Annotated in this window: 13 protein-coding genes; 4 read left to right on the top strand and 9 right to left on the bottom strand. The window is 58.1% G+C overall.

Translation table 11 applies throughout. From position 1 onward, the window contains the following. Positions 1 to 3 precede the first annotated feature (3 nt). The gene (locus tag ACFSAG_RS11340; protein ID WP_381514800.1) at positions 4 to 492 is read left to right on the top strand and encodes a DUF3291 domain-containing protein; all 489 of its coding nucleotides are present in this window, start codon (positions 4 to 6) and stop codon (positions 490 to 492) included. Further along, positions 489 to 1,469 (top strand): magnesium and cobalt transport protein CorA, encoded by a 981-nt coding sequence (locus ACFSAG_RS11345; protein WP_381514803.1) that lies wholly within the window; start codon positions 489 to 491, stop codon positions 1,467 to 1,469. Before ACFSAG_RS11340 ends, ACFSAG_RS11345 begins: the two co-directional genes overlap by 4 nt. On the opposite strand, the gene ACFSAG_RS11350 is transcribed toward ACFSAG_RS11345, so the two are convergent. Further along, on the bottom strand, positions 1,447 to 2,505 hold the full coding sequence (locus ACFSAG_RS11350) for a fatty acid desaturase family protein (RefSeq protein WP_381514806.1): 1,059 nt from the start codon (positions 2,503 to 2,505) through the stop codon (positions 1,447 to 1,449). The two genes, ACFSAG_RS11345 and ACFSAG_RS11350, sit on opposite strands and share 23 nt — an antisense overlap. 183 nt (positions 2,506 to 2,688) lie before the next feature. Here ACFSAG_RS11350 and ACFSAG_RS11355 point away from each other — a divergent pair, with 183 nt between their 5' ends. Continuing rightward, complete coding sequence (locus tag ACFSAG_RS11355; RefSeq protein WP_381514809.1) at positions 2,689 to 4,290, top strand: hypothetical protein; 1,602 nt, start codon at positions 2,689 to 2,691, stop codon at positions 4,288 to 4,290. Between the two features lie 233 nt (positions 4,291 to 4,523). Next, positions 4,524 to 5,069 (top strand): winged helix DNA-binding protein, encoded by a 546-nt coding sequence (locus tag ACFSAG_RS11360; RefSeq protein WP_381514811.1) that lies wholly within the window; start codon positions 4,524 to 4,526, stop codon positions 5,067 to 5,069. 27 nt (positions 5,070 to 5,096) lie between these two features. Here the strand turns inward: ACFSAG_RS11360 and ACFSAG_RS11365 are convergent, their stop codons facing one another. The 8 genes from ACFSAG_RS11365 to accC form a co-directional block, all read right to left on the bottom strand. Next, the gene (locus tag ACFSAG_RS11365) at positions 5,097 to 6,911 is read right to left on the bottom strand and encodes a DUF885 domain-containing protein (protein WP_381514814.1); all 1,815 of its coding nucleotides are present in this window, start codon (positions 6,909 to 6,911) and stop codon (positions 5,097 to 5,099) included. A gap of 107 nt (positions 6,912 to 7,018) precedes the next feature. Continuing rightward, positions 7,019 to 7,726: a prolyl hydroxylase family protein gene (locus ACFSAG_RS11370; protein ID WP_374613190.1), complete on the bottom strand. Its 708-nt coding sequence runs from the start codon at positions 7,724 to 7,726 to the stop codon at positions 7,019 to 7,021. A 69-nt stretch (positions 7,727 to 7,795) separates the two neighbouring features. Continuing rightward, positions 7,796 to 8,233, bottom strand: a complete 438-nt coding sequence (locus ACFSAG_RS11375) for a TadE/TadG family type IV pilus assembly protein (RefSeq protein WP_381514817.1) — start codon at positions 8,231 to 8,233, stop codon at positions 7,796 to 7,798. A 2-nt stretch (positions 8,234 to 8,235) separates the two neighbouring features. After that, the gene (locus ACFSAG_RS11380; RefSeq protein WP_381514820.1) at positions 8,236 to 8,697 is read right to left on the bottom strand and encodes a TadE/TadG family type IV pilus assembly protein; all 462 of its coding nucleotides are present in this window, start codon (positions 8,695 to 8,697) and stop codon (positions 8,236 to 8,238) included. After that, positions 8,690 to 10,069 (bottom strand): TadE/TadG family type IV pilus assembly protein, encoded by a 1,380-nt coding sequence (locus ACFSAG_RS11385; protein ID WP_374613184.1) that lies wholly within the window; start codon positions 10,067 to 10,069, stop codon positions 8,690 to 8,692. The genes ACFSAG_RS11380 and ACFSAG_RS11385 overlap by 8 nt, the downstream gene beginning before the upstream one ends. Positions 10,070 to 10,193: 124 nt before the next feature. After that, on the bottom strand, positions 10,194 to 11,471 hold the full coding sequence (locus tag ACFSAG_RS11390; protein WP_381514823.1) for a metal-dependent hydrolase family protein: 1,278 nt from the start codon (positions 11,469 to 11,471) through the stop codon (positions 10,194 to 10,196). A gap of 112 nt (positions 11,472 to 11,583) precedes the next feature. Then, a complete protein-coding gene (locus ACFSAG_RS11395; protein ID WP_381514826.1) occupies positions 11,584 to 12,438 on the bottom strand; it encodes an RcnB family protein in 855 nt (284 codons plus the stop codon). Between the two features lie 138 nt (positions 12,439 to 12,576). Continuing rightward, positions 12,577 to 13,926 carry an acetyl-CoA carboxylase biotin carboxylase subunit gene (gene accC, locus ACFSAG_RS11400; RefSeq protein WP_374613178.1) on the bottom strand — a complete coding sequence of 450 codons (1,350 nt, stop codon included), beginning with the start codon at positions 13,924 to 13,926 and terminating at the stop codon, positions 12,577 to 12,579. Positions 13,927 to 13,933 lie beyond the last annotated feature (7 nt).

Consider the following 13,933-nt stretch of genomic DNA (forward strand, 5'->3'; position numbering starts at 1 on the left):
GCTATGACTGGTTTTCACATCGCACAGATCAACATCGCCCGGTTTGTGAAGCCGAAAGACCATCCCGACAATGCAGGCTTCATGGACGCGCTCGACCATGTGAATGCGCAGGCCGATGGCGCGCCGGGTTTCATCTGGCGACTGGTGGGTGAGGGCAATGATGCGATCAGCATCGATGCCATACCCGACGACCCACGCCTCGCCGTGAACATGTCGGTCTGGACCGACATCGAGGCGTTGGCAGCCTTCGTCTATCGCAACCCTGATCATCTGGCGATCATGCGACGCCGCCGCGAATGGCTGGAGCAGATGGATCTGTACCAGGCGCTTTGGTGGGTCCCGGTGGGCCATGTGCCGACCGTCGCCGAGGGCATGGCTCGGTTGCAGTTGCTCAGTTTGAAGGGCCCGACCGCCGAAGCCTTTACCTTTCGCCAGAATTTCGCCGCGCCCGATGGCACACCCGCAAGCCCGATACTGGATGAATGCGCATGAGCGTCGTTGCCGCCCGCATCTATCGCGACGGGCGGTTGCTGACCGATGTCGATCTGGCAAAGCCGATCCCGACTCTTGAACAGAAGAACGACTTCATCTGGATCGGGTTGCACGAACCTGATGCCGCCACGATCCAGGCAATCCAGCAGCATTTCGGTCTGCATGAGCTTGCGGTTGAGGATGCGCTCGACCCGCGTCACCTGCCCAAGATGGAGAGCTATGGCGAAAACCTGTTCGTCGTCGCTCGGACTATCCACTTGGTTGGACAGGATGGGTCGGCGCGGATCGAATATGGCAACACCGCGATTTTCGTCGGGCGGCAATTCATCATCACCGTCCGCCATGGATCGAACAGGGGGCACGCACCCATCAGGCAACAGTTGGAGGCAACGCCTTGGCTGTTAAAGCAGGGGCCCGATTATGTCCTCCACGCCATTCTCGACTTCATCGTCGATGGCTATTTCGAGGTTATCGATCTTGTCGAAGAACAGGTGCTGGCGATGGAGGACAGGGCGCTCGAATCCTTCCTCGACCGGGCGCAAACTTCGCGGCTATTCACCTTGCGTCGTGACCTGTTCCGGCTACAGCGCATCCTTGGCCCGACCGAGGATCTGGCCAACCGTTTCGTCAATATCGACCTGCCGCAGCTTGATAGCGAGATTGATCCCTACTTCCGCGATCTCGCCGATCATGTGCGCCGGGTGAACTACCGCGTCGCAGGGCTGCGCGATACACTCACTTCGGTGATCGAAACCAGCGGCCTGCTTGAACAGCAACGGCAGGGGGTGATTACTCGCCAACTCGCCGCCTGGGCGGCAATCCTTGCGGTACCGACCGCGATTGCCGGGATTTACGGGATGAACTTCAGGTTCATTCCCGAACTGGAAAGCCGCTATGGCTATTTCATCGTTGTGGGCGCGATGCTTTCAATCTGCACCGCTTTGTTCATCCGCTTCAAACGGCTGGGCTGGTTGTAACCCGGCGCAAGACCGACCAGTAATTCGGCTCGATCGTCATCTTGGCATGATAGCCACCCTTGCCGAGCAATGCGTGGGCGCGTGGCAGGCTATAGCAGGGCACGCCCATGAACAGGTGGTGCTCGCTATGGAAGTTCACCCAATAGGGCGCGACCGTCGCGCGCTCGATAAAGCCAGCATAGGTTGTGCGCGCATGGCTGAACGGATCCTCGCTGCCCGTCGTGGTGCAGGCATGTTCGGCGATATTGCGGATGCGCAGGAAAAGCTGGAAGGTTGTTGCCAGCGCAACTAGCCAGAGCAGGAATGGCAGCCAGCCCCAAAAGGCGAGCGAGATTGTGAGCAGAATCGCTTGCACGAACAGGAAGCGCCCGACGGTGCGTGTAGTGGTCTTGGCGCCTTCGACATTGGCGACGGGTGCGTTGATACCGCTACGGCTTTGCAGGTTCAGCGCACGACCCGCGCTGGTATCGCGTTTGTCCTCTGCACTGCCTGCCTCGCCGCGCAGCATCGCCTGCAATCCGCGCAAGGCCGCTGCAAATTGATGGCTGCGCTGCTTGAAGAATGTTTGCCCCGTAAGGTCACGCACCGCCTTGCGCCACAGGCTGGCGCGCGAGGTGGGGAAGGGCTTGGACAGTGAAAGATCCGGGTCTTCGGGTTGTTGGGTAAATTTGTGATGCGTCAGGTGATAGGCGCGATAGGCGTGCAGGTCACTGCCTGTTGCCGCACCGGACGGCCACTGGCCCAGCCAGTTGTTGAGCTGGCGGTTTGGGTGCAACAAACCGTGCGCGCCATCGTGCATCAGGATCGCCAGCCCCAATTGTCGCCCGCCAAGCAGCGCCAGTGCGATCGGCGTTGCCACAATCCCGGCCAGCCAGCTTTGCTCCCACGCCCATGCCGCACCGAAGGCAGCAAAGGCGACGACCAGCCATGCGTGGACAATCTGCCAGATGCCGAGCCAGGGCGATACATGGGTAATCGCAGCCCAATCCTCTGGGGCAAAGATCGTGCGCGGGTTGGCGGCTTTCACGGCAGGCATGGCGGCAGTATATACCCAAGGCCGGGCATTGCCAAATCCGCTACGTCGCGGCGCTTGGCCCGCAGACCCGATAGCTTTGGACAACGCGCCGCTTTGTGATAATCCAACGCCATTCCAGAGGGCGTAGTGGAACAACATTCGGGCGAAATTCGATACCAGCTTGCAAAAGTGCTTGGGGCGGAGATGTTCAAGGCTTCGCCGACCAGCAGCCGCTTGCTCGAACATCTGGTGGGTGAATATCTTGAAGGGCGATCAGACCGGCTGAAAGGATATTCGATCGGGGTCGATGTTTTTGACCGCGGAGAGGATTTTGACGCAGGCACGGATTCGATTGTACGCGTCCAGATGGGGCGGTTGCGTCGCCTGTTGGCGGAATATTATGCCAGCGATGAGGGCCGGAACGACCGGGTGCGGTTTGAATTTCCGAAAGGCAGCTATGTTCCGGTCATCAACATGGTGGAATCGGCGCATTCCGCCCCAGGCCCGTTAGCCGCCGTAGCTGGATTTTGGCGCGTCGGACGGCGAAAACATTATGGCTTGGTCGCATTGCTTCTGCTCGTGCTAGTCGGAATAGGCGGGGCCGTTTTCTACGATCGCCTGCTGCCGCGCCCCGAACGGATGGAGCCGCGTCTTTTCGTTGCACAGTTCAATGTAATCGATGGCAGCAGCGATACCCGGTTGATCGCCAAGGGATTGCAGCACGATCTGATCGCCTTGCTCTCGCAATATCCCAATATCGAGATATTGGGATATGAAACGGTCGCCGGCGAAGGCGGCGGCGGGCAGAAGATTTCGAACTGGCATGGCGCCGACTATCTGCTTAGCGGCAGTGTGGCCACTGCTGATGGAACCATAAAGGTGTCGAGCGAACTGGTCTCGGTCCGCAAGGGGACCGTGCTCTGGTCGAATATGGACAGTTTCGCTTATTCGAATGCGGGTGATGTCCTGCAATCGCAATCCGAAATAGCCCTTAAGGTCGGATCGACATTGGGGCAGCCCGATGGCGTTATCCAGCAGGCGTCGAAGGCCTTGATTGCCGAAAGCAAAGGCGTCTCGTTTGCTAACTATGCCTGCATACTGGCCGCTTATGATTATAAGCGGCAGAAAGCCGAAAAGGACCATCTGAAAATCCGCAAATGCCTTGAAAAGGCGACGCGCGATAACCCGAATTATTCGAGTGCCTGGTCGATGCTGTCATGGATTTATGGCGACGAACATCGTTATGGCTTCAACCGCCAAGCCGGCGGTTCCGGCGCAATGCGCGCACTGAAGGCTGCCGAAAAGGGGGTTGCCACCAACCCGTTCAGTGCAACCGCGCATCAATATCTGGCGATCGCGCAATTCTATCTCGGGCAGGATCAAAAGGCGCGCCAATCGATGGCAACGGCGCAACGATTAAGCCCGAACAGTTCGGAGATTCTCGCCGATGCCGGCTGGCAAAATGCGCTTGCCGGAAATTCGGATGACGCCCGAACCTATTTTGACGAAGCGTTGCAGCTCAATCCCGATCCACCGACATGGTATTGGGGCGGGTTGGCGATCGACGCGATCCGGAATGACGATGCTGACCGCGCCAAGCGATTTGCCGAACTTTATAGCGGGGATGGTGTGCTGTCGCTTTATGTGAAGGCCGCCGCTGCCCGGCTTAATGGCGACGACCGCAGGGCAGATCTTATGCTGGCTTCCGCATCCAAGAGCTTCCCGGGAGGCGACCAACGGGACAATGATTTCATCCGTCACAATCGGCTCGATGCGCGTTTGACGCGTTGGATTTTCGGCGAGTGAACTTTTCCCGATTGGAGCAAATTTTGCGGCAAAGCGATTTGTAACCGTTACGTACCGGTCGACGTATTCCCCGCAAATGACTGTAATAAAGCCATTTCACCTCGACTTCACCGTTGCACGCTTTGATCCTCCAAATCGGACTGATTTTAGAGCCGGGTACCGCGACGAAAGCCGTCGCTCGATTCCATAGCCGGCGCGGCATTGCAGCCCGGCCATGAAAAGAGGCAAAGAAATTGGCGTTTGAATCCACACTTCCAACGGAAGACCCGTTGCTGTCGCTGTCGCGCGAGATGATTTATCTGCGCCGCGATTTCAGCCGGCAATCACAGCAGATTGAACAGCTTGCAACACTGTTGCGCAAATTCGTCACAGATGATGTCGCACCTGTGCAGGCCGTACCTCGCTTGCCGCAACCTTTTATTGGCCGGCAACAGATCGATCCCGCAATGGTGCGACGCGTGATCCGCAGGCGGCAGGATCGCCACAAGCATTTTCCAGCCAATCTGTTCGCCGATCCGGCTTGGGACATGCTGCTCGATCTTGCGGCAGCCAAGGCCGAACGAAAGCGCGTTTCGATAACGTCGCTGTGCCTTGCATCGGGCGTGCCGATGACGACGGCTTTGCGCTGGCTGTCGGTCCTTGCCGACAAGAAGCTGATCGAGCGAAAAGAAGACCCCGCGGATGGCCGCAGGGTCTTTGTCGAGCTTACCGACGATGCCTTCGCCGCAATGGCGCGCTATTTCCAGAGCTTGGACGGAGACGACGCGCCCTCAGAATGAACATGAGGGCACGTCGCTACTTCGCGCTCACTTTTGTGAGGCGATCCAGCTGTCGATTTTGGTTTCCAGCACCGCCAATGGCAATGCGCCGGTGTTGAGCACCTGGTTGTGGAATTCGCGCACGTCGAATTTCGCGCCCAGTTCCTTTTGTGCCTTGGCTTTGAGACGCTGGATCGTCATCGCACCGATCTTGTACGCCAGGGCCTGGCTCGGGATCGCGATATAGCGTTCAACTTCTGCGGTTGCATCAGTGCGGCCCATATCGCTGTTCGCGAGCATATATTCGATTGCCTGGTCGCGGGTCCAACCCTTGCTGTGCAAACCGGTGTCGACGACGAGGCGCATTGCGCGCAGCATTTCATCCGACAAGGTACCAAAGCGCTGATAGGGATCCTTGAACAAGCCCATGTCATAACCCAGCGTTTCGGCATAAAGCGCCCAGCCCTCGACATAGGCAGTGTTGCCGCCAAAGCGCATGAAGGCAGGCAGCTTCTCATTTTCCTGCGCGATGCTGATCTGGAAATGGTGCCCAGGCGCGCCTTCGTGCAGGTAGAGCGTGGTCATGCCGGGCGTGGTGCGGCTCGGGAGGTCATAGGCGTTGAAGTAAAAGGTGCCGGGGCGTGATCCGTCGGGCGTTCCCTGCTGATAGCTGCCACCAGCTTCATACTTCTCGCGGAATTCCTCATAAGGCTTGATTTCGAGCGGCGCCTTGGGAAGATATTTGAACTGGGTCGAGATCACCGCATCGACCTTTTTGCCGATATCGTAATAGCCCTGCGTCAGCGCCTCGCGGCTTTCCTTTTTGAACTTCGGGTCGGTGCGCAGATGTTCAAAGAAATCCTGCAGGCTGCCTTTGAAGCCGACCTCATTCTTGATTTCCTCCATCCCCTTCTTGATCCGGTCAACTTCGGACAGGCCAAGCTGGTGGATGTCGGCGGCCTTTAGCGGCAGGGTCGTCGTCTGCTCGACCATATATTGGTAGAGCGTGTCCCCGCCCTTCATGTGCATCAGGCCAACCCCTTCGCGCGCAAGCGGCAGATATTCATCACGCAGGAAATCGCGCAGGCGCTGGTTTGCGGGATAGAGACCGTTTTCGACCACATCCTTGTACGCCGCGGTCAGGCGCGCCTTGTCTGCATCGCTGAAATCTGAAGGGAATTTGGTGACCGGGCCGTAATAAGGCGATTCTTCGGTCTTTTGGGCAAGCTGGGTGTTGAGCTGGTCAATGACATTGGTGATGGTCAGCTTGGTTTCGAACACACCGCTCGCCATACCTTCACGAAAACGACCGATCGATGCATCCATCAGGGTTATGAATTCCTTGTGGCGTTTCAGGTTGTTTTCATAATCGGCAACGGTCTTGAACGGTGCCGCACCTTGGCCACTCGCAAAGGTCGGGTAGAATGTGTGGAAGCCCGCAAAGTGGTTCACCGGGCGAACCACGGTCAGGTCCATGATTTCCTTTGAAAGGCCTTTCAGCGTATCAAACTGGCCTTGCTTGAAAACATCATAAGCAATCTGGCCGGTCGCATCGAGCTTTGCCCGGTCAATCGTTTTGAGCCTTTCCAAATTGGTTTCTGCCGCCTTGCGTTCGCCTTCGAAATAGGCGTCGCTGATATAATCGCCCAGCCGGTCAGCATAGCGCATGTCGCCGCGGAAAAGCGCGTTCAGGGGATTGCGCTTGAGGTTTTCCTCATCATCCTGCGCGAAGAGCGCGAATAGTTTCTGGTTCTCGCTTTGCTCGACAACCTTGACGGTCGCGCTCTGCGTTTCTGCAAGCGCCATTGCGGGGGTGGCCAGCAGGGTGGTGGCGAGAAGGGCGCTAAAAATCTGTTTCTTCATGAGAATCTACTCTCCAAATTATGATGGCGTGCACCAAGCGGCTGTGCCCCGCATCTTCAAACAGTATTCGACAGACGGCTGACCAACAACCGCAAACGCGTTGATCTTCAGCTTGCCGTATTGAGTTCGAGCCAGTTGTTCTGGCGGTACCATTTGGTGATGATGTGCTTGACGCCTTGCTTCACCGGGGTTCCGGTGTGCAGCGATTTATAGTTGAGCGTGCCATCGGGCTTCATATTGTTCCAAATCAGCATCGTGCCGGCCTGCGGCCGAATTCCGATGCCGATATGCGGGAATTCCGTTGCGCCGCCTTCTTCGGGTTCGTTGAGGAATATCATCGCGGTCCAGCTGCGTTGACCGCCGCGGGGTCCTTCCTGTTCCCAATAGCTCTGGCTTGGGTGGAAGAAATCATGGTGCGACTTGAATTCCTGACCGACCTGGTAACGCTGGCCTTGCATCGTTTCGGCGAAGTTATTGTCGATGCCCAGCGTATCGCTCATCCGCGCCTCGATCCGAGCGACATCGGCATCCCACCGGTTGAGGTGGCAGCTATAGCTGGTGCGAAAACCGGCCTGCTCCGTCCCTTTGTACAGTGTCGAAGGCACGGCTTCGGCATCGATTTTCTTGATCAGGATGTCGCAATCGCGCTTTCCGAGAAAGCCTTGGTAAACATAGGCCTGCAATTCCGGCACGTCGATTTTCTGGACCAGCGGGTTGGAATCTAGGCGCTTCGTCACAAATGCGCCAATCTTTGCCAGTTTGGCGGGATCATTGTTGGGATCGAACTTTGTCGGTGCTTCGGCTTCGGCGGACAAGGGTAGGCTCCATCGGCGATGATTCGCCATAGGCTTACCATGTAAACGGCTGCATTTTCGAGAGCGGGATTAGGTCTCGTCGACGACGTAGATCGACTTTTCCAATGTCATCGGGAACTGGTCGGCGTCGAGCCCCGGGATGATCGAGCGGACAGCATAGCTGACCGTGACATCAATCTGCTTCACGCCGCCGATGCCGCTGCTTTCCGCGCTCTGCACATCGATGACGAGATTGTCGGCGTTGAGCAGATAGGGCGCAGCAGTTGCGCGTGCCATCGCATCCGCCTCGATCTGGTCGTCCGCAAGGTCGACACCCGTCGAATAGCGAACCACCGTGTGCCGGGCGAGGTCGCCGACCATGCCACGAATTGCGTTGTAACCCTGCATTGCGATACCGACTTGGATTACGCCGACCATCAAGATTAGCGCGATCGGCGCAGCCAGCGCAAACTCGACAGCGCTGGCCCCGGTTTCGGATTTGCGGATTTGGCGAAGCAGGTTGCGCATGATCATTGTATCTGCACCGAACGGGTTACGCTTAAGTTAATCGGCCGGCCCACGCCAAAGTTGGTCCAGGTCGGTACATAGGTTGCTTCGATCGTGATGGTTAGCAGGCGCGATTGTTCCTCGCTGCCAGGGCAAAGATAGCTGGCATCATAGACATCGGGGGCGATGCCGCATTTCACATTCTCTACGATTTCAATGGCGTTTTCATCTACCCGTGCTGAAGCGACGGCGATTTCCTTCATCTGCTCGATTTCGGTCTGACCCACGCTTTCGCGTGCCATGGCAATGGCTGCAAACTCGGCCGTCACTTCCTGCAACTCGGTCTGACGCGCAACGCCGCGGCTGACGTCATAGGCGCCTATGCTCATGACCAACAGGACGGGCGCGATGATCGCGGTCTCGATCAACACAGCACCGCGTTCATCGCGTTTCAGTTTCAACCAGGGCGTCCGCATGTCAGGCAACCAGATACACCCGGTGGCGCTGTGTTCCGACGGCATCGGTGATTTCCTGGTTGTTTGGGCACAGATTGCCAAGATTGGCGTTGCCAGTGATTTCCATCGTGTTGGATACAATCATCAGGCACTGGCTGGTCACGCGCGCCGAACCATTGATCTGCATATGGCTCTTGCTCAGATAGATCTTCCCGTTGAGGATGGTCTCAGCATTGCCGTTCAACTTGTTCCGCGTGCTACCTTCAGACGTGCGATCTTCGAACACCAGCATGCCAGCCAGCCGCGGATCGAAGACGCCAGCGGATTCCAGTTGCGCCACGGTGGGTGCGGTCAGCGACACATTCGCCCCGCCGTTGATTTCGATATACGCGCCGTTCTTGAGCACAAACATAACGCCGTTTCCGGTGAAATCATGCTGGGCGTTGATCTTCAACTTGCCGCCGTCGATCACATAAATACCCGGGGCGAGCGTCGTGTCGCATTGCGTATCGATTTCGCGATAGGTGCCTGGCAGCAGGCTTGCCTGCGTCGTCGACACTTCGACCGTTTCCTGGACCAGCTTCTTGCCCTTCAAGCGCGTCACGGTCGTCGTGGTCGTGCTTGTCGTGCAGCGATAGTCGCGCGTGGTCGGATTGTCGGGTGGTTCGATTTCGGCGAACGGATCTGAAAGGCCGGAAAGGTTTTCAATCACGGTGTCATCGGTGTTTTCACGGAACCAATCATCGATGCCACCTGCTGCGAGCACGAGACCGACCGAGATATTGGCTTCATCATCGCCGCCGGCCCCGCCGCTGCCTTGGATCTGGATTGCCTCTTCGCTGTCCGACAGCGCTGCAATGCCGCAGTTCATTTGCACGGTGGCGCTGCCGCCGATGGTGATGGCGCCTTCTTCATCCTCGTCGGTTGCGACAAGGCAGCTGGTGTAGGTTGCCGCTTCGGTGAAGCTGGCTTGCGCGCTGACCCGGATGCGCGCGCCACGCGATGTCAGCATGCTGGTGAAGGGCAAGGTGCGCTCGGCGACGACATCGACAATGACGCTGTTATCCGTTTGGTCGGCATAATCGACTACGCGGACATCGACATCGGTTTCAAAATCGACAATGTCCTTGTTGTTCTGAAGCTCTGCCCGAGCCCGGGCATCCCACTCTCCGGTGGCTGGGTTATCAGCCTTGCTGAGCGAGTAAGCCCCCGACATCGCGGCTTGGTCAACCGCATATTGCAGTTCGCGCTGCCAGAGATACCACTGAGCCGTATCAACTGCGAGACCGGTGCCGCCGACGAGCATTGGCATGCCCAGCGCGACCATGATCATCGTGTTACCGCTTACATCTTTGCGCAGTTTCGATCCGAACGCGCGAAGTCGTTTGAAAGTCCTGTTCATGGCTATTTACCCAACTGTTGCCTGAGCAGAGTTAACCAAGCAGGGTTAACCCGGCATGCTACAGAACTGGTAAATGTAAATTAACGTCAAATGATTGATTTTGATAAGAACTTTAGTTCTATAACTATTTTCGTAAACGTCCGCGGGCCATCACCCACTCAACCTGTTCAAGCGTGCGTACATCTTGCAGCGGGTTGCCGTTAACTGCAATCAAATCAGCGGCATAGCCAGGTGCGATCCGCCCGATTTCATTGTCGAGACCCAATGTCTTGGCGGCAATAGTGGTGGCACTCGCCACCGCTTCGGTGGGGGTCAGGCCGTTCTGAACCATGAGAACAAACTCACCCGCATTGCGCCCATGTTCGAAAACGCCGGCATCGGTTCCGAACGCTACGGTAACACCCATTGCCTTGGAACGCTGCACCTGCCGCCCCGCGGCTTCGAGTGCTTGGCGTGCCTTCACCTCGACCGTCGGGGTGTAGATGCCTTTTCCGATTCGCGCCCGCACTCCTTCAAGCGCCATCAGCGTCGGCACCAGCACCGTGCCCTTTGCCTTCATCACCTTGAGCGCAGCCTCGTCGGCGAAGGTTGCATGATCGATGGTGTCGATACCGGCAGCCGATGCTGCCTCGATCCCGCGCGCGCCATGGGCATGCGCCATGACTTTGAGGCCAAGCGAATGCGCGGTGTCGGCGATGGATTTCAGCTCATCATTGTTGAAATGCGCCTCCAGCCCGCGCCCCTGCTGTGACAGCACGCCGCCGGTTGCAGTGATCTTGATGACATCGGCACCCAATTTTGATGCCTTGCGCACCTTTTCGGCGCATTCGACCGTGCCTGTACAGGTATAGCCGCCATCGAGCGCGACGAGCACCTCGGGGCGGAAACCGGTGACGTCTGCATGGCCGCCAACAATGGATAGAGCCGGACCGGCAGCCACGACGCGTGGACCCCAGATCGTGCCCTCTGCCGTACCACGGCGCAGGGCATAGCCAGTGTTCTGGGCGGAGCCCGCCTCGCGCACAGTGGTGAAGCCGGCATTGACGGTCAGCGCGGCATTTTTGACGCCGACGATTGTCGCCCATTCGTCAGTATCTACCGCTTCGGTGCGGTAATCACCGCCCGGATCGCTGGTCAGGTGCACATGCAAGTCTATGAGGCCGGGCAGCACCGTCTTGCCGGACAGGTCGATGACGGTAGTGCCCTGCGGGACATCGCCTTGGGTGTGGCCCTTTTCGACCGAGACGATCTTGCTATCGGTGACGGTGATCGTCGCCGGGCCGATGGATCCTTGTGCCGGATCCGCGATCAGGTTGCCGGCCTTGATGACATAGGTTTCGGCCGATGCGGCGCTGGCAAGGGCGATACCGGCAATGCCGGCGAGCATGTATTTGCGGATCATCTGTTCCTCCCGTTTGTTGCCGGGAGCATGCGCCATCCCATGGCTTTACATCAAGAAAAAAGAGCCCGGGGAGGAAGGAACCCCGGGCTCATCAACTTCTGGGGGATCAGGATTACCAGAAGAAGTTGTGAATTACGTCGACGACATAGCCGTTGCGGATATCGACCAGCAGCACGTCGTCATAATAGCGTACCCAGCGATAGGGGCCGTATGCCGGCGGCAAGCGGTAATACCAGGGGTCGGCGATCCAATAGCGGTTCGAATAAAAGGGCGAGCCGATGTGGATGCCGATGCTGAACCGGCGATAGCGATAGTCGCGATAGGGCGCATAATAGCGTCCCGGACGGTAATAGCTGCGATAGCGCTCACGGTGTCCGCGCCAGTCGTAGCGACGGTCGCTTCGCCAATCGCGGTTCCAGCGTTCGCGGCTGTCATAACGGCGATTGTCGCTGTAGCGGCGATCATCGTCGCGACGACCTTCCCAGCGGCCATCATAACGCCGGTCATTATCGCTGCGACCGTTCCAACGGCGATCATCATCGCGGTTGCCGTCGCGGTTCCAATCGCCTCCACGATTCCAGTCACCATCACGGCGACGGCGGTAATCGTCATCACGATCGCGCCGTTCCTCGCCGCGATTCCAGGTTCGGCCTTGGGTTTGGCCCTGGACGGTTCCTTGAGCTTGGCCTTGCTGCTGGTTCCAACCACCCCGGCGCTCGGCGCGACGTTCATTGCGCGGAGCGTCTTGAGCCTGGCGCTGGCCGCGCCATGCGCGTTCGCCCTGTCCATCGTCTTGGCTGACTTGGCCCTGGCCGCGTACGCGATCACCCCGACGGCCCTCGCCGCGTTTGTAATCGGCCGCAGACTCGATCGAGAAGTCAGGCGCTGCAGGCGCTGCAGGCGCAGCATGGGCTGCTGGGATGAAGGCGATGGTGGATGCCATTCCGGCCAAGAGAAACTTTTTCATCATCGGTCCTCGATGCAGAACGGCACAATACCGCTCCGACGAGACCTTTATGCTCGATTCGGGCTGTCAGCAGGCTGAATGAGGCTGTAATGTTCAGGAAAGGTTCGAGTTAGATGAACAAACTCGGCCATCAGCTTCTCAGCCTTCCTGTTTGGCGAGCCAATCTTCGAGCCATTTGATGGTGTAATCACCATTGATCACATCGGGATCACGCAACAGGTCCTGGTGCAGCGGGATGTTGGTCTTCACACCGTCGATCACCATTTCCTCAAGCGCGCGGCGCATCCGCATCATGCAGCTTTCGCGGGTCCGGCCATAGACAATCAGCTTGGCGATCATGCTGTCATAATAAGGCGGCACGCGATAGCCGGTGTACATGCCGCTATCGACGCGGACATGCATCCCGCCGGCGGCGTGGTAATATTTGATTTCGCCGGGCGAGGGGATGAAGCTGCGCGGATCTTCCGCATTGATGCGGCATTCGATCGCATGGCCGCGGAATTCGAGCATGTCTTGTGTCACGGATAGCCCGCGACCCTCTGCGACACGAATCTGTTCGCGGACAAGGTCAAAGCCGGTGATCATCTCGGTCACCGGATGTTCGACCTGGATGCGGGTGTTCATTTCGATGAAATAGAATTCACCATTTTCCCACAGGAACTCGATCGTGCCGGCACCGCGATAGCCCATATCGGCCATCGCCTTGGCAACGATGCCGCCCATGCGCGCACGCTCGTCGGCAGAGATGACGGGTGAGGGCGCTTCTTCGAGCACCTTCTGGTGGCGGCGCTGCAGCGAACAGTCACGTTCGCCCAGATGGATGGCATTGCCTTCGCCATCGCCGAAAATCTGGAATTCGATGTGGCGCGGGTTGCCGAGATATTTCTCGATATAAACGGTCGCATCGCCAAAGGCAGCTTTGGCCTCGCTGCCAGCCTGCTGCATCAGCGTTTCAAGGTCGTCGGGGCTGTTGCACACCTTCATCCCGCGACCGCCGCCGCCAGAGGCAGCCTTGATGATCACGGGATAGCCGACGGCTTCTGCAATTTTCTTGGCTTCGGTAATTTCCGAAACCGCACCATCCGAACCGGGCACCAAAGGCAGGCCAAGATCGCCGGCGGTCTTTTTCGCCATCACCTTGTCGCCCATCGTGCGGATATGCTCGGGTTTGGGGCCAATGAAGGCGATGCCGTGGCTCTCTACGATTTCCGCGAACTGCGCGTTTTCCGAGAGAAAGCCATAGCCTGGGTGGATCGCATCTGCGTGGCTGATTTCTGCCGCCGAAATGATTGCGGGGATATTGAGATAGCTGTCCTTTGCGGCGGGCGGACCGATGCAGATCGCCTCGTCAGCCAAGCGGACATGCATGGCATCGGCGTCTGCGGTCGAGTGGACGGCGACCGTCTTGATGCCCATTTCATGCGCAGCGCGGTGGATGCGCAAGGCGATTTCGCCGCGATTGGCGATCAGGATTTTCTCGATGCCCATGGTCTGC

It is taken from the genome of Sphingorhabdus buctiana (genome assembly GCF_042680825.1).
Lineage (GTDB): Bacteria > Pseudomonadota > Alphaproteobacteria > Sphingomonadales > Sphingomonadaceae > Sphingorhabdus_B > Sphingorhabdus_B buctiana.